This window comes from Bacillus cytotoxicus NVH 391-98 (genome assembly GCF_000017425.1).
GTDB lineage: Bacteria > Bacillota > Bacilli > Bacillales > Bacillaceae_G > Bacillus_A > Bacillus_A cytotoxicus.
Map to the genome: position 1 here is coordinate 2,047,639 of NC_009674.1, position 23,130 is coordinate 2,070,768.

At 33.9% G+C, this 23,130-nt stretch carries 19 protein-coding genes and 8 pseudogenes; 6 read left to right on the plus strand and 21 right to left on the minus strand.

Annotated features, from left to right (window positions below; all coding sequences use genetic code 11):
• Window positions 1-54: 54 nt before the first annotated feature.
• The 7 genes and pseudogenes from BCER98_RS09960 to BCER98_RS22790 all read right to left on the minus strand — a co-directional run bounded on the left by BCER98_RS09960 (window position 55) and on the right by BCER98_RS22790 (window position 5,603).
• Entirely contained in the window at window positions 55-381 is a 327-nt protein-coding gene (locus BCER98_RS09960; protein ID WP_012094415.1) for a DUF3870 domain-containing protein, read from the minus strand.
• Between the two features lie 484 nt (window positions 382-865).
• Complete coding sequence (locus BCER98_RS09965) at window positions 866-1,222, minus strand: FtsB family cell division protein (protein WP_041810395.1); 357 nt, start codon at window positions 1,220-1,222, stop codon at window positions 866-868.
• A gap of 496 nt (window positions 1,223-1,718) precedes the next feature.
• Entirely contained in the window at window positions 1,719-1,949 is a 231-nt protein-coding gene (locus BCER98_RS09970; protein WP_012094417.1) for a hypothetical protein, read from the minus strand.
• 410 nt (window positions 1,950-2,359) lie between these two features.
• Window positions 2,360-3,816 (minus strand): annotated as a pseudogene (locus tag BCER98_RS09980) (IS1182-like element ISBcy1 family transposase).
• A 159-nt stretch (window positions 3,817-3,975) separates the two neighbouring features.
• On the minus strand, window positions 3,976-4,692 hold the full coding sequence (locus tag BCER98_RS09985) for a peptide ABC transporter permease (RefSeq protein ID WP_012094418.1): 717 nt from the start codon (window positions 4,690-4,692) through the stop codon (window positions 3,976-3,978).
• Window positions 4,693-4,697: 5 nt separating this feature from the next.
• Window positions 4,698-5,330, minus strand: coding sequence for an ATP-binding cassette domain-containing protein (locus tag BCER98_RS09990; RefSeq protein WP_012094419.1), 633 nt, complete (start codon window positions 5,328-5,330; stop codon window positions 4,698-4,700).
• Window positions 5,331-5,345: 15 nt separating this feature from the next.
• Window positions 5,346-5,603 carry a hypothetical protein gene (locus BCER98_RS22790; protein ID WP_202795677.1) on the minus strand — a complete coding sequence of 86 codons (258 nt, stop codon included), beginning with the start codon at window positions 5,601-5,603 and terminating at the stop codon, window positions 5,346-5,348.
• Window positions 5,604-5,704: 101 nt separating this feature from the next.
• Between BCER98_RS22790 and BCER98_RS10005 the strand changes: the two genes are divergently transcribed.
• Window positions 5,705-6,846 (plus strand): IS3-like element ISBce13 family transposase gene (locus BCER98_RS10005; protein WP_094396531.1). Its coding sequence is split into 2 segments (ribosomal slippage): window positions 5,705-5,936 and window positions 5,936-6,846, totalling 1,143 coding nucleotides; the frame shifts between segments, so codons are not numbered across the junction.
• Between the two features lie 558 nt (window positions 6,847-7,404).
• Window positions 7,405-7,854: pseudogene (locus BCER98_RS21015) on the plus strand (IS110 family transposase); the annotation flags it as partial.
• Here the strand turns inward: BCER98_RS21015 and BCER98_RS21020 are convergent.
• Window positions 7,844-8,029: pseudogene (locus BCER98_RS21020) on the minus strand (IS4 family transposase); the annotation flags it as partial. The pseudogenes BCER98_RS21015 and BCER98_RS21020 sit on opposite strands and share 11 nt — an antisense overlap.
• A gap of 737 nt (window positions 8,030-8,766) precedes the next feature.
• Here BCER98_RS21020 and BCER98_RS10025 point away from each other — a divergent pair.
• Both BCER98_RS10025 and BCER98_RS10030 read left to right on the plus strand, forming a co-directional pair.
• Window positions 8,767-9,183: a hypothetical protein gene (locus tag BCER98_RS10025; RefSeq protein ID WP_012094424.1), complete on the plus strand. Its 417-nt coding sequence runs from the start codon at window positions 8,767-8,769 to the stop codon at window positions 9,181-9,183.
• A 745-nt stretch (window positions 9,184-9,928) separates the two neighbouring features.
• On the plus strand, window positions 9,929-10,378 hold the full coding sequence (locus BCER98_RS10030) for an Lrp/AsnC family transcriptional regulator (RefSeq protein ID WP_012094425.1): 450 nt from the start codon (window positions 9,929-9,931) through the stop codon (window positions 10,376-10,378).
• 17 nt (window positions 10,379-10,395) lie between these two features.
• On the opposite strand, the gene BCER98_RS10035 is transcribed toward BCER98_RS10030, so the two are convergent.
• Entirely contained in the window at window positions 10,396-11,256 is an 861-nt protein-coding gene (locus tag BCER98_RS10035) for a DegV family protein (RefSeq protein ID WP_012094426.1), read from the minus strand.
• A 156-nt stretch (window positions 11,257-11,412) separates the two neighbouring features.
• On the opposite strand from BCER98_RS10035, the gene BCER98_RS10040 reads away from it, so the two are divergent.
• Together BCER98_RS10040 and BCER98_RS10045 are read left to right on the plus strand one after the other, a co-directional pair.
• Complete coding sequence (locus BCER98_RS10040) at window positions 11,413-11,832, plus strand: GNAT family N-acetyltransferase (protein ID WP_012094427.1); 420 nt, start codon at window positions 11,413-11,415, stop codon at window positions 11,830-11,832.
• A 202-nt stretch (window positions 11,833-12,034) separates the two neighbouring features.
• Window positions 12,035-12,355: a hypothetical protein gene (locus BCER98_RS10045; protein WP_041809764.1), complete on the plus strand. Its 321-nt coding sequence runs from the start codon at window positions 12,035-12,037 to the stop codon at window positions 12,353-12,355.
• A 126-nt stretch (window positions 12,356-12,481) separates the two neighbouring features.
• Here the strand turns inward: BCER98_RS10045 and BCER98_RS10050 are convergent, their stop codons facing one another.
• From BCER98_RS10050 to BCER98_RS23035, 12 genes and pseudogenes are all read right to left on the minus strand, one after another.
• Window positions 12,482-12,736 (minus strand): deaminase, encoded by a 255-nt coding sequence (locus tag BCER98_RS10050; RefSeq protein ID WP_012094429.1) that lies wholly within the window; start codon window positions 12,734-12,736, stop codon window positions 12,482-12,484.
• Window positions 12,737-12,912: 176 nt separating this feature from the next.
• Entirely contained in the window at window positions 12,913-14,997 is a 2,085-nt protein-coding gene (locus BCER98_RS10055; RefSeq protein WP_012094430.1) for a serine hydrolase domain-containing protein, read from the minus strand.
• A 90-nt stretch (window positions 14,998-15,087) separates the two neighbouring features.
• A pseudogene (locus BCER98_RS10060) lies at window positions 15,088-16,229 on the minus strand (serine hydrolase domain-containing protein).
• A 532-nt stretch (window positions 16,230-16,761) separates the two neighbouring features.
• Window positions 16,762-16,910 (minus strand): annotated as a pseudogene (locus BCER98_RS10065) (recombinase family protein); the annotation flags it as partial.
• A gap of 744 nt (window positions 16,911-17,654) precedes the next feature.
• Entirely contained in the window at window positions 17,655-18,110 is a 456-nt protein-coding gene (locus tag BCER98_RS10070; protein WP_012094432.1) for an immunity protein YezG family protein, read from the minus strand.
• A gap of 17 nt (window positions 18,111-18,127) precedes the next feature.
• Window positions 18,128-18,847: a DNA/RNA non-specific endonuclease gene (locus BCER98_RS10075; protein ID WP_012094433.1), complete on the minus strand. Its 720-nt coding sequence runs from the start codon at window positions 18,845-18,847 to the stop codon at window positions 18,128-18,130.
• Between the two features lie 385 nt (window positions 18,848-19,232).
• Entirely contained in the window at window positions 19,233-19,655 is a 423-nt protein-coding gene (locus BCER98_RS10080; RefSeq protein WP_012094434.1) for an SMI1/KNR4 family protein, read from the minus strand.
• A 12-nt stretch (window positions 19,656-19,667) separates the two neighbouring features.
• Window positions 19,668-20,183 carry an HNH/ENDO VII family nuclease gene (locus BCER98_RS10085; RefSeq protein WP_012094435.1) on the minus strand — a complete coding sequence of 172 codons (516 nt, stop codon included), beginning with the start codon at window positions 20,181-20,183 and terminating at the stop codon, window positions 19,668-19,670.
• Window positions 20,161-20,511: pseudogene (locus tag BCER98_RS21030) on the minus strand (hypothetical protein); the annotation flags it as partial. The pseudogene BCER98_RS21030 and the gene BCER98_RS10085, both read right to left, overlap by 23 nt.
• A pseudogene (locus BCER98_RS10090) lies at window positions 20,505-20,756 on the minus strand (recombinase family protein); the annotation flags it as partial. The pseudogenes BCER98_RS21030 and BCER98_RS10090, both read right to left, overlap by 7 nt.
• Window positions 20,757-21,306: 550 nt before the next feature.
• On the minus strand, window positions 21,307-21,774 hold the full coding sequence (locus tag BCER98_RS10095; protein WP_002141600.1) for a DUF2004 domain-containing protein: 468 nt from the start codon (window positions 21,772-21,774) through the stop codon (window positions 21,307-21,309).
• 14 nt (window positions 21,775-21,788) lie between these two features.
• Window positions 21,789-23,114, minus strand: a pseudogene (locus BCER98_RS23035) (HNH endonuclease); the annotation flags it as partial.
• Window positions 23,115-23,130: the final 16 nt, after the last annotated feature.

The following is a 23,130-nucleotide window of genomic DNA, read 5'->3' on the forward strand; positions in this document are numbered from 1 at the left end:
TTGTCCAATAAAAAAATCCAGCCATAAGAAAAGCGTCTTACGGCTGGATTTTGTCTATGAAGAAGTAGACAAAGCAGCAATCTGATTATATTTTTTCTGTGCGTCCTTTAACGCTACAAGTAGTGCCTTTTGCGATGAGCCAAAATAACGCCCTTTAATTTCATCAGCTAGATGCGAATCGTTTATATTTTTATGTAAAAATAAATGCTTTACAAACTGAGAAGTTAAGGCAATAGTTGCGGAGCAATCTGCATCTATAATTTCTCCTGTATCTCTCTCCAGTACGAATGCTACAAAATAACTTTTAAACTTTTCAGTAATCGGATTATTTTGAGGCGCTTTTGCATCCCCTACGATGTAGATCGTATTAGAAGCGTACACATGTATCTTCCTTTCTTATGCAAGGGTAGCATTTTTCTTAACAAGCGTATAAACTGTAAATCCATCGGTTAGTTGACCGAATTCCTCCTCTTGCATCAAGAGTTTTATTTTCATGCTAATAAACATATATCTAATACTAATTAGATCCAAGACTTTGGCTAACACCAATCAAAATTCATCTCCCACCGGGCTAAGTCCTCACATTCATTGAAGATAGGAGACTTCTTTCGGAAATACGTTAAAAAAGAGTGTGCTTATTAAAATTATATATAATTAACAGAATTTTTACAATATTTTATCTCAAGAATTATTCAAACTGACCCCCTTCAGGAAAAATATAATTTATAGACGCACTTCATACTACTCTATATACAAGTAAAGTGTGAAACTTCAATCTTCCTTATATATGTAACAACTTACAGTACATCAACAGTAACAAAAAAACAGTCAGCTCTCGCTAACTATTTTTTATGTACAATTATAATTATTCAGTTAATATGAAAATTGTTTCATCCGGCTTCGAAAAATGGTACTCTTTTCTTGCAAATTGCAAAATTTCTTCCTCATTATTTGTTAAATTTTCAACCTTTGCCTCTAAATACTCAGAATCTTTCTTTAAATATACAAGTTGTTTTTGTTGCTTTTCAACTATAACACGCTTCTTTTGAATCATTTCCTGTTGCTTTGTAAGTATATATTGCACATAAAGTGTTGAGGAGACAATAAATAGAAGTGCGAGAAGAAAACGCCTTATTTTTTTCTTATTTATAACTCGATATTCGTTAGACTGCGATTGATGTTGCATTGTATTAGGAACATTTACCTTTTTGAGTTTCCTCATCATTGGAATCCTCCTAACCCATTTTATTTTACTGCCTTCCATATGAGCTTGTATGATTCTAAATTCTCCTCATATAAAACAAGCTCCTCTATAAAAAAATCTCATTAATCAATCAATTCCAGATAGCTTTCGACGACATCTTTATATTTCAGCTGAATATTTTATTTTTTGTGCTGTAAAATTGTAGTTTACGCTACTTCATCCGTTACTTGTCAAATTATGCCTTCAAAAAACGAACAGCGGTAAAATTGCTATTATTTCTTGCTTTGATCATATTTCTGTATCAACATACTTTAATACAATTCGTTATATTCCGATAGAGAATGAAAAGCTTCTTTTTAGTTTACATAACATAATTATTTGAAGTCATATTCTTTTGTATTATTTTTTGAATTCATTTTTGCTTTTTTGTATCTAAATCTAAAAAACAAAAATTGCAAATAAAAAGAAAAATCTTATTTTTGTTTTCAATCAAAAATAAGATTTTTCTTTTTATTTAAATTAATCTATAACAATTTTGTCTTCTTCCTTTCCCTGTCTCTTTCAGTACATACGACTTCGCAACAAGCGCTGTTAAGGAATCTGTTAATGTTTTATACGATAAATTAGATAGCGCCAATAAATCATTTGTATACAGCATCCTATGTTTTTCTAATAATAACAATATGAGCCGTTCAGAGGGCTTTAACATTTCATCACTTTCGAGTATAAAATCTATATTTTTCATAAAAACTTATATTTCCCCTTAATATAAAAACGAATATTTTCTATCAATTATTATAAAAATATTATATAACAAAAGTTCATTTATATCAAAATAGTTTTTCTTTACACTATAACTATACCAAACTAATATTGTATAAACTTCCTAATGTAACCTTCTACTAGAAAAGTTCTTTCTATTTTGTATTTTTTCATTTACACAAAATATTTTATACTCTCGATTAGCTTCACCATGATAATCAAATCTATCAGTATTTTTAATAACATATATAGTATTTCCTAACAAAAAGGCTCCGTAGATGAAGGAGGCCACTGAAAAACTTACGTTTTTCGGTTTATAAACCAGATACAAAACAAGAAAGATGACTTTTCATTCAATTTTGAATGAAAAGTCGTCTTTCTCTTTATTCTTTTTTACTTTGTTTCTTTCATCAAGGTTAGGATTCGTTTTAAATTGACAGCGAATATAGCCATTGCACCTTGCAGTTGCATACCAATCAGACCCGAGGAAGATGCCACATCATACCCGTGTCTATGCTTAAGTTCACTATTTTTCGCTTCAATTTTATAACGCTCTTTCCCCTTTTCTTTAAAATATGCACTTTCTTGAAATGCTTGTTGTTCCTTATGTTCAGTGGATTTAATTGTCACAGAATATGTTTTACTTTTAGCGCCTTCCTTGTAACATCCACTTTTGAATGGACATACTTTGCATTTTTCAATATCAAAATAGTAGGTATGACTTTGACTATTGTTTGTTCCCTTTTTCCCGTACGTGCTCTACGAACAGCCATATGTCCAGCTTTACAGACATACATACCCGCATCTTTATTAAACTCAAATTCATCTTCTTTTTTACGTGGCCCTTGTGTCACAATAGGGTTTAATTTCGATACTAATTGTAATTGATTTTGGTTGGCATATTGAATATTATTTTTCTCAGAATAAGCAGTATCTCCAATAACTGTATCAATTTCCATTCCTGTTTCACGACTTTTTTCAATCAATGTTTGAAGGTATTTTCCATCGCTTTTTTCACCCGTTGTAATCACCGCAGCTGTAATGATGCGTTCTTCATTCATCGCAATATGTGTTTTGTAACCAAAGAAAGAAGAATCCGCTGTTTTATGTCCAATTCGCGCATCAGGATCTTGCGAAAATTGGAGGTGTTCTTGGTGATCTTCTACGATTTCTTTTAAATAATTCAGTTTCTCTTTCACATTTGGATATTCACGAATGATTTCCTCTTTTTCTACTGTTTCAATTACTTTTTGACAATATTCAAGTTCGTCACTTAAGTCATCTGTCATTGTTTTTGGTGGGAACTTTTCCTTCATTCCTTCGTCAACTTGATAAACAGCTTTGCGGAGTAATTTGGATTTCTCCATTAAAAATTCTTTCGGCGATTTTTGATTGAAGCGTGCTTTTGTATGCGTGGCATCAACAATAATAGATTTATTTTTAATCAAGTTTTTTTCGAGTGCAATTTCCACTGTTTTTTGAATGAGCATGTCAAGTAACCCTACATCTGTCAGACGAAGCTTGCGGAACTTCGTTAATGAACTAGGGTCAATGACCATATCTTCTGGTGCCATATCTAAAAAATATTTAAAGGACATATCGTATTTTGAGCGTTCCACAACATCTACATCGGATAAATCAAAAATAGATTTTAGTAATAAATATTTAAACATACGAACAGGCGGCACTGTATTGCGACCGTTATCGAGACAATATTTATCTTGTAGTTCTTCTAAAACAAAAGAAAAGTCTACCTCATTCAATTGACGAAGCATATTATCCTTTGGTACAACGATATCGTAAATCGCCATAAATGGACTGAGGTTAAGAGATTGTTGATTAGAAATCATCCGAGACACCACCTAGAATTAGTACAATCATTATACATGAAAAAAGCGAAAGTTTCCTCGATTATATCGAGAAAGCTTTCGCTTTTTAAACTGGGAGGACTTTTTCAGTGGCCTCTTATAAACGAATGTCTTTCATAAGCTCTAAATATAATATATTTTTTAATTTACCCCTAATTTTAACCAACGATTATTTGCAAATTTAGATACTAAAGCTCCTACGATAGCCCAAATTATAACAAAAATTAAAATGTTAAAGTTATCATTAATGGATAGAAAAGTACTATTACCTTCTAATAAAGTATTAACGTGTTTATACAAATTGTTAGAAGCATCGAAAAAAGCTAAATATTTCAAAACCCCTCCAACCGAAACCAAAATAACACTTAAAATCCAATAAAAAAGACTTATTCCAATTGCAATAAGAACATTAGGCACTAATAAACTAATAAAACTAACAATCAAAATATATTGTATTGCAACACAGGAAAATAAATATAACATTTGAAAAAACATACTGAAATCTTGAAATACAATAGATACTATAATCAAGCATAAAGTAATAAAGCAAACAGATTCAGTTATTAAAACAAAAACTTTATTTAAATAGAATTTTAGACTATCGTATGAAAGAAATTTATAAAACAGTATAGTTTTATTTACATATTCCCTTGTAACAAAAAATGCAACAAAAAAAGCAAACATTAAAAATCCAAATTGAGTAAATACCGTATATGTACTAAATAAATATTCTTTATAACTAATTGAAGAAACTTTATCAATCCCTACAGGTAATATCCAACCCAAAAGAAAAATTGATATAATTACGCCACCGAGCATTATCATAATTTTATTTGAAAAACTTTTTTTAAATTCCATTGATGTTACCCCTCAATATATTTCTTAATCGCTTCACCTTTACTAGCCATCTTTACAAATTTTTGATATTCAAGTAAATAATAATCTCCAGGTAAATTTTGTAAATCAGATAAGTTGTGTGTAATGTTAATTATCAATTTATTTGGATTCTTTTTAATATAATTATTAAAGAAATCATATATTTCGTTTGTTGTTGTTTTATCTAATGCATTAGTAACTTCATCAAGAACAATCACCTGTTTATCTTCTAACAAAAAAGATAATAATTTTAGTTTTTGTTTCTGTCCATCACTAAGTTTTCCAATTAGAGCATCTTTAGAAATATTATCTAAATTCAAATGACTAGATAATTTATGAACTTCCGTTTTATCAAATTTCTTTTCTAGTAATTTAAAAATATCCTTTGTAGAAACATCGGAAGGAACATTTGAAAAACTAGCTATTACTGTTACATTTCCTAATATTTCTTTTGGTATTTTCCTACTATTATTTAATAGTAAATCTTTTGCAAATTGTGATTTACCAACACCATTTTTACCTAATATATGATTTACTTTACCAACTTCAAAAGAAACATCAGTTTCTTTAAATAAAACTTTCCCTTTAATTTCTAATGAATAATTCTTTATTTCAAACAACCTTATTACTCCTTCCTAAACAAACCAAAGCATAACTGAACGAATTGCTAAAATAACCCCAATTACTTGGATTAATTTTACTAAGATATGATTCTTTCTCTTATTTTCTAACTCTTCAATATTAAAAATAGTTATTAATATTTTATAACCATCAGAGTTTAACACAGGAATTAAATTCCACCACATTGCGTAAGAAAAGAAAATAAAACAATTACTCAATATGTCACTGTGAATCATATTAATATTTACAAGTTGTATTAAATTTATCGTCAAATAATTAACTAATAATCCAGCTAAATAAATGGAGTTAGTATAGTCATATGGACACAACTTAGTTAAGTCCTTACAATGGATTTCAAGGAGGAAGTGTCCGTATGGCAAACAAGAACTTTAATGAAGAATTTAAAAAGATGGTTGTTGAATTATATCATTCAGACCAATCTGTGAAAGAATTAAGCAGCGAGTATGGTGTATCAGAAGTAACGATTTATAAATGGATTAAAAAATATTCTCCTATCACAACGATTGATGAGGAAGAAATGACTCCAGAAGATCTAAAACGAATGCAAAAAGAAATGCTTCGCCTGAAAGAGGAGAATGAGATATTAAAAAAGGCTATGGCCATATTCGCGAAAAAATAAACGATACAGAATTACATCAATTTATCGATTGTCAAAAAGAAACACACTCTGTTCGTACAATGTGTCAAACACTTGGAATAGCGAGAAGTTCGTATTACCAATCTCAGCACAAAACAGAGTCAAAGCGTAGTCGTGAAAATGAAGAGTTAACCAAACAAATTATACAAATTCATCAAGATAGTGGAGGGCGTTACGGTGCACCGAAAATTCATCAAACCCTATTGGAACAAGGGTTTCAAGTAAGTGTAAAGCGTGTGCAACGACTCATGAAAAAAGAAAATATTCGCTCCATCATCTTAAAGAAATATAAACCACATTCATCAAAATCAACTATAGAAGAACGAATAAATCTACTAGAACAGGACTTCTCTACAACGACAATTAATGAAAAGTGGGTGGCGGATATTACTTATATTTACACGCAAAAAGATGGCTGGTGTTACCTTGCATCAGTGATGGATTTGCATTCTAAGAAAATTATTGGATATTCATTTTCACGAAATATGACAACGAACCTTGTGGTAAAAGCTTTAGAAAACGCTTACCATACACAAAGACCACAAAAAGGGCTCATTTTACATACTGATTTAGGAACACAATATACAAGTCAGGAATTTCAAACTTTACTCGCGAATTATAAAATAAAGCCTTCTTTCAGTAAAAAAGGTTGTCCATACGATAACGCTTGTATTGAGTCATTTCACGCCATTTTAAAGAAAGAAGAAGTATATCGTACAAAATATGTCTCATTTGAAGAAGCAAATCTAGCACTATTTCAATACATTGAGGGATTTTATAATCGTAAGCGAATCCATAGTAGCATCGGTTATAAAACTCCTCAAACAATAGAAGATCTGGCTATAAAAGTAGCTTAGATTTAACTTTTTTGTGTCCAAAATATTGACTCAAATCCATACCTTTGATTTAAACGTGAGTTCTCTTATAGAAACTTTGAAAGTTGTTTGAGGACATTGGTTTATTAATTTTACTAGATGTGATATTATAAAATTGTGCAGTGACCTTTAGGTGATTCCGACCATTAACTGGACTGGGGCTATTGTTCATAGACCTCTAATATTGATGTGAGGCACTCCATTCAATTAGAAAGATGGCACTGCACATTAAATTAAATATAAATTAACGGATTACCTGTCAATTTCGACAGGTTTTTTATTATTTCAAAAGGAATATTATAGTTAATGTCGAATATTCCTGTTTAATAGACTATATAGAGAAATTTTAAAACAAATATAGTGAATAGTGTGCAGTTGAAACTCTAAAAGTGTATGGAGCTAGTGAGTCTAGACTCTTTTATTAAATCTGAGATTAAATATCTGGGGATATAATCCTAACATGCTACATTGGGCCTAAGCTCTAACAGAAACTTGGATGGTCAGATATAATCATACTGCTTACTGTTCGGAGAGGAAATCATGGAAAATACGATTACTCCTTTTAGTTATGGGAATCATTCAGATGATAAAGGTCAAGAGATTCGTAAGTTTTATCAGTTTTATGTTGGGATAGATATTGGGGCTAGCTTCCATGTAGCTTCTTGTATTAAATTTGATGCTTTTTTAGATCCTAAAGGAATTGCTTGGAAACGAACAAAAACGATGAAATTTAATTCCGATAGCACAGGAATAGCGGAATTTTTAAAGGCTTTAAAACAAATAGAAGATTAATTTAATATTACCAGAGATGATTTCTTAATTCTTTTAGAACCTACTGGTGGACATTATTCCTATTTAGTTCAGCAAGTATTATTGAATGAAGGATATCAACTCTTTCAAGTGGAAAATAAAGCAGTTGGTGAATTTCGTAAGAATAATCTAGGTATCTCAGAGAAATCAGATTCAATGGATGCCAAAGTAATGTCCTATTAGCGATTTGTTGATTTAACCATACACACAAAGATAGAAAATGGTGCCCATGGCACTTACGTTTTCGTTTCATTCCACCAGCTTCTATAGCTAATTGATTAAGTGTAGTGGGAGACATATATCGATATAACTCCTCGGCAAATAAAGACAACTCTTGTTTTGGATGCATATTCATAAAAAGTACGTCACCCTTTCTCATTGATATAAGAAAATAGTAACGTGCTTTCAATTTCAAGAATAGTCCAAATCCTTAAGTTGATGGATGTGTGGGGTGGTACCCCAATGTTGATTGTAAGAAGCACTTTTTGCATATACTTTAATCGGTTTTTCCTTTTAAAGTTTCTAAAACAGCCGGCATGCCGTAGTCCAAAAACATCCAAACAGCATGCAGAAAATAAAATAGACGTATATCCCATGAAAAAAATGAATGATACACGGCTATTTATGATGTATACTATAAAGATGTGCTTGTTTTTTAGAATTCAGGCTTACTTCCCTTCTACTATTGGAAGTAAAATAGAACTTAAATCAGTGGATTTTCCTTCATCCCCTACTAATAATGAAAAGCCCTAAACAGGATAAAAACAAAAATAGCCTGTAAATAGAACGACCACTGAAAACATCCACTTCATAAGAAAAAATAATATTTTGTACATCTATTAGTAATAACGCAACGCCCTTGCTCATTTTTTCCTCCTATTCCCTTTTCCTTCAATGACTTATGAAGTGTATAATTAATTTTTATTCTATCTTTTATAATTTCTAATCCTATTTTATTTTGATATACTTCGTTTCTTAAATATATCTTTTCATTTTTTATTATCTGATTTTTTAATGTTCCTTTTTATTCCATACATACAGAAAGAAATATTTATAATCTTTCAGGGCATAGTAAGTATGAGGTGTTACTTTATGTTCAAAAAAATAGGAATCCTTTCTCTGCTTTTCTTTTTCTTATCCACACATGCGCTTGCAAATACAAGTAAGCAAATTGAAGTATTTGACTGTCAAAAAGGGATGGTCGTTCAAAAACAATCGTTACATGCAGAAATTCAACACGATGCGATTCAATATGCAAAATCCATTACTGGGGCATTTACAAATATAAATGTTGTTCCTAGAAGCGGATATATGATTAAAATCCCTTTAACCAAACCTGTTATCATCACAAATCAATGGATTCATACAACTATCGATGAGGTACTTGTCCTTCTTCCTAAAAATGAAAAACCTTATATTATGATTTACGATGACGAAAACCATCCACATTTTTATTATGTAAAAGGACATCCGGAGATTTTATTAAAACAGTTAAAAGTGAGAACGTAATTGAATGAAAGAAATTTCTTCAGGGGGAAGAAATTTCTTTCATTCTTATTGGACCGGATCATATAGTCTCATTTTAAGCATTTTCACCAAAATTCCAGAAAAATCATTCGCTGCCGTTTTCGAAAAGTTTTCATATAACATTATCGCTCCATCCTTTGCGCTATTAGAAATACATCTCATCATAAGAAACAGTATCCCTCTTTATATATTTGAAATTCTTTTATACCGCTAACTTTCTCTACATCACCAATCATAAAAATCTCCGTAATACAAGTTTTTTTCAGCTGTATAATAAGTCGATATAGTCCTTCAACTATTCTGCATTCCATTATTTCACAGCTTGTGATGAAGCATTAATCATTCCTCCGATACGAATTGAGTATTATGTTTGCCACTACTACAGTTCACTTTTACAAATAATTGCAACTTATAATCCTCTAAACCATTATACAAAAAATAAAAATATCCAGATAAACAGAACCATTCTTTCTTATAAAACCGCAACCATTCGCATGTTTTAACTGTGATACCATTTTCTATAAGTGATGAACCTCAATAAAAATTTTTGTAATCATAAAAACTTTTTTTGAAATAATTAGACTTTATCGTCACCTCCATTTATATTTAAATTACAGAATTTTTTAATCTATCATATATTCAAAACGAATACAATTCAAGCATTCACTTTACATTATGCAGTCATTTAAGCCATTTGCTTTCAACTTTATAAAGGGGGGTATGTGGAATGGATGAAATTGATAAGAAAATTATTTTACTTTTACAAGAAGATGCTAGAATGACTATTACCGACATGACTGAACACTTAAATCTTAGTCGACCAAGTATTACAGAAAGGCTGAAACGTTTGCACGATGCAGGCATCATCGAAAAATATACAGCACGAATTTCTCCAGAAGCAGTTGGGAAGTCCATTCAAGCCTTTTTAAGAATTGAAAGTTTAAAAATCCCTTGTAAACATTTCGAAAAAATTATTTATGAAGAACACCAAATTCTCGAATGCCACCGCGTAACTGGTGAAAGTTGTTATTATTTAAAAGTCGCCGTTCGCTCTATGAAAGAATTAGAAAAATTGATTGATATTGTGATTCCTTTCGGTACAGTAAAGACTTCCATGATCTTATCATCACCTATTCCATATCGACCGATTATTGTAGACGAAAACAAAAAGGATTGATCAAAAAGATCAATCCTTTACTCTACTTCATTTAAGAAGAATATTGCTAAAACACCTGGCCCTGTATGCGCTCCAATTGCTGCGCCAATTGTATTTACAACAAATACTTCACAACCAAAACGCTCCTTAATGAGCGTTTTTAATACTTCAGCAGTTTCTAACTCATCACCATGTATAATAGCAATTGTTTGCTTTTGAAGGTTTTTCCCTCGTTCTTCCATAATATCAACCATGCGGCTTAACATTTTCTTTTTGCCTCTTATTTTTTCAAGTGGTACAAGTTTTCCCTCTTCCACATTTAAAATCGGTTTAATATTTAGTAAACCACCAATAAATCCAGCTACTTTGCTGAGGCGGCCACCTCTAACAAGATATTGTAAATCACCTACAGTAAAGATATGTTCTATATGTGTTATGAAAAAAGCAACTCGCTTTAAAATTTCTTCTTTTGACGCGCCTTCTTTTGCCATTTTAGCAGCTTCTAAGACAACAAGCCCTTGCCCAAGAGATGCACATTTCGTATCAACAATGTCTAAGTCGAAATCTGGATACGTTTCTTGTACTTCTTCTTTAACAAGGAGCGAAGATTGGTATGTACCGGAGAGTTCAGATGAAAAAGCTAAATATATACAAGGCGTACCTTCTTTTGCATATGTAGAAAACGTTTCTTGAAATGCTTTTAATGAAGGGAGCGATGTTTTATACGCTGCACCTTCTCTCATTTTTTGTAACAATTGAGTTGATTCTAACGTTACCCCGTCTAAATACTCTGTTTCTGCTTCATCAAAGACACGAAGCGGAATTACATCTATATCGTAAGCTTGCAGCACCTCTTTTGGTAAATCTGCCGCACTGTCTGTAATAATTTTTACACCCATTTTTAAACCTCTATTCTTTTTAAGTATACGATAATAAAAACGTTTACGTTTACCTTTACATATTATATACGTAAAACAAGATTGAAGGAAGAGAAACTATTGTAGATTATATGCTCGCAATGTCTACAAATTCATATTTTATGAGGAGGAAATCAGATGGAGATCCGACTTGCACAAAAAGAAGACTTAGACTGGGTTAATCATCAATACAGATCAGTAGAGTTTGTTCCTAGTAATCTCATACAAGATCGAGTTGCGATTATTACATACAATGGAAAGCAAGCTGGACTAGGACGTTTAGTTCATATTGATGAGCGCACAATTGAAATGGACAGTATTTACATACTCCCTACCTATCGTGGCCGGCAACTAGCTGGAAGATTAGTTTCTTTTTTAGTTCGAACGGCTAAAGAATCAAAAGTACCACACGTATATTGTATTCCGTTTGAAGAACTTGGTTCGTTCTATAAAAAATATGGATTTCAAGACATCGATATTGAAAAAGAGGATATGCATCCGACCATTATTGCGAAATATAAATGGCGCTTACAAGAATATGATAAACATGTATTATAATGGCCCATCTAAAAACGCCACCCATTTTTTCAAGTTATTCAACAACATTCCAACAATCATATTCCGCAGTTTTAAAATCTCCTTGAAAAAAACATTAAGAAAAATTTTTAAACAAATAGAAGGAAACAATTTCATGTTTTCACTAAAAAACGTTATAATAAGCTATGGCCTCTACGACTATGTTATAAAGGAGATTGAAACAATGGCTAAAATTAAAGTATATCAACCAAAAGAAGAACATATGGAAACAGTAAAAGACATTATTGATGTTCAAGAAGAAAATCCAACTACTGAACATTTACACACTCTATACACATGTGTATTAGATACGGAAGATATGGCTTTACCTGAATCATATATGGAAGAGGATATCTTAATTGACTCTATGGAAGTAATGGTAAATGCTTCTCAAAATAAATTAAGAGACCTAGGTACATATGATGTGATTGAAATACAAAACAAAAGCAAAAAAACACAAATTCTACTACTGTCAGACGAAGAATACGAAATTATTGAAGACTAATTTGTAAAGTACATATGCAAAAGCTCCTTTCTCATCTAGAAAAGGGCTTTTGCATATGTCAAAAGAATCTTCCCTTCTCTTACATCACTATATGTGTGACTTGTAAAAGGAATCCATCTTGCTTTTTTACAAACTGCAATCTTTTATTATTGGTTTTGTATTCCCACCACTAAAAACCTCTAACTCATCTACATCTAATCTTTTTAATAAAGCTGTCAATTCACCACGACATATATTACAAGTTTTTTGGTCAACATACATTGTAACTTTTCCAGGTAAGCTTCCTTGTTTTTCAAATGCTCTTATTAAAGAATGTGACTTTGTATGAGTAAGAGACTGTGCATGTCCCAAATGTTTTGGATTATTCTTTTTGGGCGGCACCCCATCGCCATCAAGCTAATAAAGGCAAATACCTTATGCGCATTAAGCCAAGAGTTTGAGTGTAATATTATTCGTGGAAAGCCTCTTCGTAAAGGTAATACGTAAAATACAAACAAAACCAGCACGACATAGAAAAATGTTTTGCTGGTTTTGTTGAAGTTCATCTTGAATTGTAGCTAGTTCAACGTAACTGTAAATTCCGAGTTCGGCGCGCCAGCAAATACAACCGTTCCGTTCTTTGGCAGTTTTACTTTGTTATTGTTGCTCACAACGGTAAAGTTGACGCATACTCCCTTCTCATCATACACCGCAAACGAACTCTTCGATGGTAACTCCACGGTCATCGTTTTCCCTGCTGCCGCATACGGGATCGTAAACCATTTCGCATGCCCATTTGATTGCAGTGTAACTTTCGATGATTGACCTGTCTCAAGTGGTTTTACGTTGGATTCGCTGACGTATAACGAGCTGTCTATCTGCATATATTCCTTACCACCCTCTGTATAGAAACGAGCTTCCGTCGTATCGCGCCCATCCATCACAGGGATCTGGATTTGATGCGCCGCCGTGTTCGGACCTGTAATTTTTCTGCCATCCCAATAGCCTTTTAGGCCCTCTTGGCGAGTAATTTGTTTAGTAAGAGGTATCAGTTGTACGAGATAGTCCATAGAACTAAATTTCTCGTTCACGAGATAGAACTTGCCACCTTCCCGATCCGTCCATACGGCAGCAGTTTTCTTCGATAGCACGTTGTCTTCTAGTTTCTCAGCTAAATAGTGAGTCAGCACATCTTGCCCTAAACCTGGTGTTGATTTATATGTGCTCTCCATCAAATAAGTTCTTCCATTCTTCTCGGTAACAAAGTTGAGCTTGGAGGTGCCCTTCTCATTAATAAAGCTTCCATCTGCAGTATATACATACTTTTCTTCTCGATTAGATGGTAAGAACAGTTCTCCCTTCTTCGTAATTTCTATTTTAAAATGACTGTAGCTATTGCCGTAAAAGCCCGCTTTCTTTGCCACAGCTTGAGGCATCTTAGCCTTGACTGGCTTGCCAAAAGATTTGTCCGGCTTTATATCCTTAATTGTCCCCTTCTCTTTAAGCGCGGCGAGCAGTAATTTAGTTGCCAACAGTTGATTTGTCATGCTGCTTCCGCCAGATGACAACACCGCTGCGGCCATCTTCTGCTCTGGAAGCACGACCAATGCAGCGTGTTGCAGTAACGTGTCGCCGCCCTTAGCCAAGGCCTTTATCCCATATCTATTGAATGGATATAGCTTCACACTATCCCAGCCAAGACCATAGTTGAACACATAATCTCCAGCCCCCGGCCACATTCCTTTTTTATATTCCTCTTGCTCCATCTCCTTGACTGCCTTATTAGAAAGGATTCCTTTTCCCTGTCCCATAAATAATTGTGAGAATCGTACCACATCTTCTGCCGTGGAAGAGATTCCTCCCGTACCAATCACATTCACCGTTTCAATGGGAAGCTGTCCTTGGTACGTCGGAAAATAAAGTCCAGCCCGCTTTTCGTCCTCCCATTTATCCTGTGGCGTTTTCGTATGATTCAGTTTTAATGGCTTTGTAAACTGTTGATGTAGAAATTCAGTAAAACTCATACCGCTGACTCTTTCTACCAAAATCTCGGCCAGCGTAAAACCGTCGTTACAGTATACCGAAAACGCGCCAGGGTCCGCCTTCAAACTTTGGGTGGATAGTTGCCGCAACAAGATATCATGGGTATAGGTATCATTATCTTTAAATAAAAATGAATTATTTAACGTGGTACCTTGCAAACCGGAGGAGTGGTTCAATAGCATACGCGTTGTAATGCGCTTGTATCGCTTATCTTTCATCTTGAACTCAGGAATATAGCGAACGACAGGAGTATCCAAATCGACTTTTCCTTCATCGACCAATTTCATAACAGCCGCAGCTGTATATACTTTACTGGTTGAACCAATCCCGTATAGAGTATCTTTGGTCAGCGGCTGTTTCCCTTCCATATCATTCTTGCCTGTCTGATCCGATAAAATAAGTTTACCATTATCAATTAGCGCATACTGCACGCTAGTCGTCTCATAGGACTTCGTGAGTAGCGCAGCGTTCTCTGCAGCAATCTTCTCCAATTCTTTGCTAGCAACTTCTTGGCTAGCTACAATCGGAGTCTTAGTACTAGAAGACGCTATCGCTCCTGTTGGTAGAATCATCGTTAGAGCCAAGGTAGCAACTAACACCCCAAATCGTTTATTTTCCATAAGAGAAATGCCTCCTTAGATAAATGATCGATTTCATCTCTTATTTGTTCAATTACAAACATCACATAAATTACTATTCCGTCTTTATCCCTACCGGCTAAATTCAGCAAGTAAAGTACTTTTAAAAAGCCCCGGACTCTCGGCTCTACCCATACCGTTCAAATTGACGGCCAACATATGCCTACCTCCATGTGTACCTCCAACAAAAGTATCAAATCCTGGAATACCACCTGTATGTCCCCATATCGAGACACCGTTAGGAAGTTTAATTTCATAGATTCCTAGACCATATCCATTGATTCCTCCCTTTCCTGTGGAAACTGTAGTAAGCATTTGTTTTAGTTGCTGTTCTTTCATTAATTTGCCACCAAGCAAATAAGAAAAGAATTTATTTAAGTCGTCAGCAGTAGAAATCATATCTCCAGCCGAGCTAGCTATACTTGGATTATAATATGTTACGTCTTTTAGCTCATTTGCTCCGTCTAGTTGTACATATCCACGGGCATGCTTGGTTCCTGGAATTACCAGGTAGGAATGTATTCGACAATTCAAGCGGTTCAATAATCCGATTTTCAATCTCTTCTGCATAGCTGTTTCCTGTTACTTTTTCAATAAGGATACCCAGTATGTTCGAGTAGGACCAGCCCTTTTCTGGGACAAAGTCTGGGGGCAAAGAAATCCCCATCTTTACTAATTCTTCAGCCATATACGTTTTTTTATATCCATAAGATTAAAGTCTGTTGACCTTGAGTATTCAGCGATACCACTTGTATGGTTCAATATCTGCCGAATAGTAATCTGTTTACCATCATATCCGTTTCCTTGCATGATACTAGGCAACCATTTTTCGATGGAGTCGTCCAGATTCAAGCAATTCTCTCCAGCTAATTGAAGTACAACAGTTGCCGTGAACGTCTTCGTCACGCTGCCAATATGAAAACGAAAATCTGTTTTCATTTGTTTCTTAGTGCTCCAATCCGCTCCCCCAGTGGCATCCCCCTACGTTTTTCCACCTTCAGAAATTTTAGCGAGTATCCCCGGGTACCCAAGATGCAATGTATCCCGCATTGCTTGATAGAAGTACGATCTCGTTGCGTACTTGTTTGTAACGAACTAGATATATTTTGAGTGAGCTCTGCTTTTACAATTAGGGTTGATGTCGTGTATAACAGGGAACTTCCAGCTATTAAAAAAGCCAGGCTTGCAAATGTAATTTGACTATGTGTTTTCATAAGGCATTCTTCTCTACTCATATTGTATCGATGGTTACTTGCTTTCATACAAATCACACAGCTAACATCTCTACCAATGACAAAAGGTCAACATTGCATTCATAATCATCTTCATGCTAATTATTTTTAAAAATACCCTTCTGTCCTAACAAACAGTAAATTCCTCTTTTTTCACATGTATGTTAATCCCAGAAATTATATCTTTTCCTTAGAACACTCTTATTACGAGTTTGTTTTTTACATAAATATATCTTATCTAATCCCCCTTCCACTCTTCTTTATATTTTTATCCTACACAATAAAAATTTCTTTTTTCTTATCCATTCCTTAAAAATTCCTTACGTACAAAATAGCTTCTATAATAGGATAGAAGGAGGATCTGTGCCCGAAAATGCAAAGTATTTTTCAATAAATATATTAATCAAAAATTTCTTTAACCTAAGGGGTACTCCATATCCATCAGCTTAAGGTAAATAAACACCCTCAAAACATTAGATTAATGGGCATAGAGCGAACCCACTCTACTTCTCTTAACCACTTTTGCCCTATCAGAGCGCCATAACCGAGATGTATTGAGTGCAATAACTTGGCATATGCAACATTCAACAATGGCTCTTGTAAACCTTCACGTACTTGTTCTTCTGTTGAAACTCGTACATAACCAACTACTTTCTCTTCCATCTTGAATCCCTTCCCGTTACAGCAATTAAAGTCCCTGTAACGTTTACCCGTTTTTTGCGGATAACATGTGTGTAACATGCATCCGTTAAAACGTACTTTACGATGACTTCAAAAAATAATACAACCCTTTATTTTTCCCTCTACTATCGTCGTACACTGTACATAGCCATTACAATCTATAAAACAACAATAAAAATTTAACACTTAATGCACTTATAAAATTATAGTGCTCTGTTAAATTTCTACGCTAAAACGCAAAAAAGCACTTGTTGCCTTTAATTGACAATCAAGTGCTTTAAGTTCATATGTTTTTAAGTAGCATTAATTTTGTAAGTTTTGTAGTAACAGTATGACATCTTTTATATGTCGTGACAACTACTACGTTAAAACTTACGAGCTTGTATGAGTTCATTACTTTCATGTTCATTCCATGTGTTTATATTCGCCGCCCAATAAAATGTCATCTCGCCTAAACTCGTACTTCGTTTTCTATTCTTTCATTGTACACAGTACTCCATGATGGTACAACCATCATGGAGTATATACTTTTTAACAGCCTATTATTTTTCTGTACACTTCATAACATGTTTTAAATTAATTACAGCAATACTTTGTCACTCCTGTATGCAAATGCTGTAACCTTTATAAGTCACTAAATACTATCCAAATACTATTCTACAAATTGATGCTACAACTTTCATGAGTTATTAATTCAATTTAGATATATCTATTACTGTAAATTTTTTAAAGGTTATTATTTTTTACTTCCTCAAACCACTCATCAGCAAAATCATCAGCTGTTTTTATATCCTCATTTGTATGTATTAAATCATACTTATATTCAGCTTTAAACTTGCCACTCTTAGCATCGTATATTAATTTCATCTCAGTTGGCATATCTTTTTCGTATTCTTTGCATAATGTTTCAATTTCTTCAATATCTTCACCTATAATTTGTAGCACCTGAAACATTCGTTCTGGAGATACATCATATTTTTCTTCTCCATTTTCCAATGCATCATTAACCTTATGACACTCTACATACTTATTATTAATTAAATAAAAGAAACTACTAGATATCATATCTTCTTCACATGAAGCGTAAACATATACTTTATCGGCTCTATTTTCAACATATTCCATACATATGGATATCATATCAGCTTGCAATTCACTAAATCTATCTTCAAATTCTTTCATACTACATTACACTCCTTTTATAAATTTTTAAATTTTGCACTGCCTGGCTTACCATCTATAGTGTAATTAACTATAAATTTGTCTGGACGCACATCATTCCCAGAGTATATTATATCAACCTTAACTGTTACTTTTTTGGGTGGTGTTTCTTTTAAAGCTGCAGCCCATTTATCTTCAACTTTTTTATATTTCTTCAAATTAACATCAGATAATTGCGAAACTAGATTGTCAATTTTAGGTGAGCCTCCAAACCTATCACCTGCCAAATGCCCTGCATGGTCTTGTCCTTTTACTTTTCCTGGTGTATTTTTGCTATGTGATAATCTCTTCTCTCTCTCAGTTAATTGTAACTTATCTGTTTCAAATTTTTCAATTCTTCCAAGATTATCTGTTTCGTAAAAGTAATCATACTCTCCCGTTTTATACCTAATATCAGGTTTTAACCTATTTTTTCTTCCATTTGTAAACTGTTCCCCTTTGTCCACAAATGTTTTAACTTCACTTACTCCAGTACTACCTTTACCCGTACCCTTAGCAAGTTGATAAGCGTCATCCTTAGCTATTGTACTTGCCTTTGAAAACTTTCCAACTACTTCTCCAACAGTTGAAGATTCTATATAAGGAAGCTTTATTCCTATTCCAGTATCCACCATCCTAACTGCTACTGGAATAGGAGTATTTTTCATAGCATCTAGTGCATTTTTTAAAGTCTTATTTTCCTTAAGCGATTGTACCACAATATTTCTACGCTAAAACGCAAAAAAGCACTTGTTGCCTTTAATTGACAATCAAGTGCTTTCAGTTCATCTTTATTAAATAGCAGAAATTTGTAAGTTTTGCAGTAACAGTATGACACCTTATATATATCATGACAAATACTATGTTAAAACTTACGAGTTCATTAATTTAATATACATTCCATGTGGTTAATATTCACACCCATTAAAATGTCATCTCGACTAAGCTCGTACTTTGTTTTCTATTCTATCATTGCACAAAGTACTCCATGACGGTACAAGCATCATGAGTCTTTACTTTTTAACAACCTATTATTTTTCTTTCCACTTCAAAAATAAGTTCTTCCTCGTTCATTTGGCTTATGTGCTTTTTTGTTTTTAATTTCTAATCCCAATTGTCAATTGCTTCTTGAAAGCTATCTTTTAAGTACTCATCAAAGGTTGAGTATCTAATTATTTCTTCCTTACTAATATCATCCCATCTTATAACATAGTAATCATCTTTCGTGTTAATGCAATAAACAAATTCATCTACATTTTCAATAACCAAATAATTTTCTGGTAATCCTAATTTTCTATATCTTTCAGTATCATCGACTACTGATGCATACTCCATTCCTTCTACTCCCAATACCTCAACTCCACAAATACCTCCTGAACCAAACTTTTTAACAAATTCTCTATATTGTGGCGGAAAAGTACAACCTAATTTTTTTTCAATCATAACTATGTTTTCGTCTGATATTTCTCCAAAAAAATCTCCTTTTTCAGTATATTGATTTATCATTTCTAAAATTTCCATATCCATTTCTTAATCACCTCAATCTAAATTATTAAAACGCCATTTCCAGTATTTTTTTCTCAAATTATTGTATTGTTTATCTAAAGTATCACTATTTCTAAAACTATCGCCATCTTTTATTAAACCATGCAAAATCTTTTTATACTCATCATGAGTAGTGGCAAATATTTCTACCATATCGCCTGGTTCTTTTTGAAGTAAATGATGAAGTTCAATCTGTGTCTCTACTCCATTCTTATCAGCTACAAAAGGTGGACGTCCTTTTGCTGCTAGTTCCCTATTTGATAAACCTTTTGCCTTTGAGTGCATCGACTTATAATCCCACTGTATGTCAGTTCTCTGATATACACGCCTTGAAACATCTATTTCTTTTCCGCCAACTTTAACACTACCTTCAAGTTCAACAGCCTTATAATTATCTCCCAACCAATCAAGATTAACTTCTCTACCAACTAATTTTGAAGAGTTACTTCCGGTATTAACATCCTTACCCGCACCCTTAACTCCCGAACCACCATTCCCCTTCGATGGCACTTTTTACTTGGAGACCACCGTATATAACTGAAGCTGCGATTCCGAGCGGCGGACAGAAGATTGTCGTGACGATCAGTGCTCCGCTGATTGCTACATCACGCCATGCTTCTAATTTTTTCTGTTCGTCTTCTATAGAAGTATACTCAAATCCTCGCATAGATGGGATTAGTTGACGATATTCTTTGCAGTTTAGTTTCGCATCTGGATTTTGCTTTTTGACTTCTTTATACTGCGCGCGAAGTACGTGATCAAAGGCCAGTGAATCTTTGAAAATGTCATCTACTGTTATTTTTTCTTTTTTTGTCGTAATGGTTTGCGGGGCACCATAAGCATGCTCACTTGATGATACGTCATATCCGACAATAGCTCTTGTAAACCTTCACGTTCAACTGTTAATCCATCTTCATCTACTATCGCTCCGCTGATTCCTTTATCTTCGTATATGTGAAGCAGTTCTAATTCATTCTCGTTACAGTACCGCTGAATTTCTTCTACTTGATACATCCAGCTGTATCCGTCACGTACTTGTCCTTCTGTTGAAACTCGTACATAACCAACTCCTTTCTCTTCCATATTGAATCCCTTCCCGTTACAGCAATTAAAGTCCCTGTAACGTTTACCCGTTTTTTTGCGGATAACGTGTGCATAACGTCCATCCGTTAAAACGTACTTTACGATGCCTTCAAAACATCACACACCCCTTTATTTTTTCTTCTACTATCGTCGTATACTGTACATAGCCATTACAATCTATAAAATTTAACAATTAATGCACTTATAAAATTATAATCCTCTTTTAAATTTCTACGCTAAAACGCAAAAAAGCACTTGTTGCCTTTAATTGACAATCAAGTGCTTTCAGTTCATATGTTTTTAAGTAGCATAAATTTGTAAGTTTTATAGTAACAGTATGACACCTTTGACATGTCATGACAACTACTACGTTAAAACTTACGAGTTTGTACGAGTTCGTTAGTTTCATATACATTCCATGTTTTTATATTTATCGCCCGGTAAAATGTCATCTCGACTAAGCTCGTACTTTGTTTTCTATTCTATCATTGCACATAACACTCTATGATGGTACAACCATCATGAAGTATGTACTTTTTAACAGCCTATTTTAAATTGCAACGTCTTGATAACCTACTTCAGTTACTTTTTCATTTAACAAACGAATCCCTAGCCCATTTTCTGTATCCCATGTACAATTAAATGTAATTCCAATATCCCGACCGTCAAAAATACCTGCATAGGGAACAACAATCCCATCTAAACTTATCATTTCTAATATTTCATTAGTTGTTTCAACTAATGGATAGTTTTCATTTACTTCAATATCATAACCTAGTTCCTGACGCTCTTGTTTGTAATAGTCTAATATTGATTGCAAAAAGCTTTGTTGTAATTGTTCCCAATTTTGCATAAGTGAAGTATATGCTACATATTGTTCTTCATCAAACTTACCATCCTCATCACCTTTTACTATTAGTGCTATCTCGACTTCATTTCCCAAAAAGTTAATACTAGTATCCTTAGACCACACAAAATCATATTCAAGCTCACCAAAAACCGCATCATTTATTTTCATCTTACTTCTCCTTTTTATTTTTTAGCAAATCCTCCTGGCTCAAACGCCCCTGCGTTTATCTCACCTACTCCACCAAGATGCCCAAATCTTTTATTTATCTCTGTCGGTACAAGTTGCATTATTTTCACATCATTTACTTCATGCCATGTTAATTGATTTTTTGTTCGATATTTGTCTATGTCTTTCGCGGTAATCTCACCAGGTTCCATTCCAAATTGGCGAGCTAGTTCAACTGAGTCATTTAGCTTATCTGCTAACTTTTGGTCTGCTTGAGCAAAATTGTATGTCCTAGCCTTTGTACCATAATTTCCTTTTCCTCCAAGCATATAGTCAATTTCAATTTGAGCCTTTGATACTGGCGAAAAATCAGGAACTCCGTTTTTATATTGAATACCTTTAATGCCAGCTTCATCTAATATACGTTTCAATTTAGGGTCTGGTGGTGGTTTAAGCGTACTTAAAGATTCTCCTCTGATTCCTTCAAATTCAACCTTCGAATTAATTGGTGAAGGTGTCTGATTATACCTTGCTTCATAAGAACTAGCAAAATCAGTTTGTCTAAAAGCAGGTGGAACTTCAGCCTCTCTATTACCCGTACCCTTAACTCCCGAACCACCATTCCCTTTCGCCAGTTGATAAGCATCCTCTTTAGCGGCTGCTCGCACTCTTGCAAAGTTTTCTGCTATTTCTCCAACAGTTGCATGTTCTATATGAGGAATTTTTATTCCCATTCCAGTGTCTGCTGACCTGATTCCTACGGGGACCTTCGTTTTTTTCCATGTATGTAATGCACTCTTTAATGTCTCATTCTCCTTTAACGATTGTACCACATTTTTCCCCATATTTGGATGGAAGTCAGCGATTCCCTCTTTCCATTTTGTGAGTTTTGCCAGGGATCCAAGGTCGAGTGTTCCTTTGAATGCTTTTGCTGCTGAACCGAGTCCTGGGATGAGGTCAAGTGCTCCGAAGAAGCCAGCTTCTACTTGTTCTTCTTTGCTTAGTTTTCGGCGCGTTCCCCAATCCTCCCCTTCGATGGCACTTTTTACTTGGAGACCACCGTAGACAACTGACGCTGCGATTCCGAGCGGTGGACAGAAGATTGTCGTGATGATCAGTGCTCCGCTGATTGCTATATCACGCCATGCTTCTAATTTTTTCTGTTCGTCTTCTATAGAGGTATACTCAAATCCTCGCATAGATGGGACTAGTTGACGATATTCTTTGTAGTTTAGTTTCGCATCTGGATTTTGCTTTTTGACTTCTTTATACTGCGCGCGAAGTACGTGATCAAAGGCCAGTGAATCTTTGAAAATGTCATCTACTGTTATTTTTTCTTTTTTGTCGTAATGGTTTGCG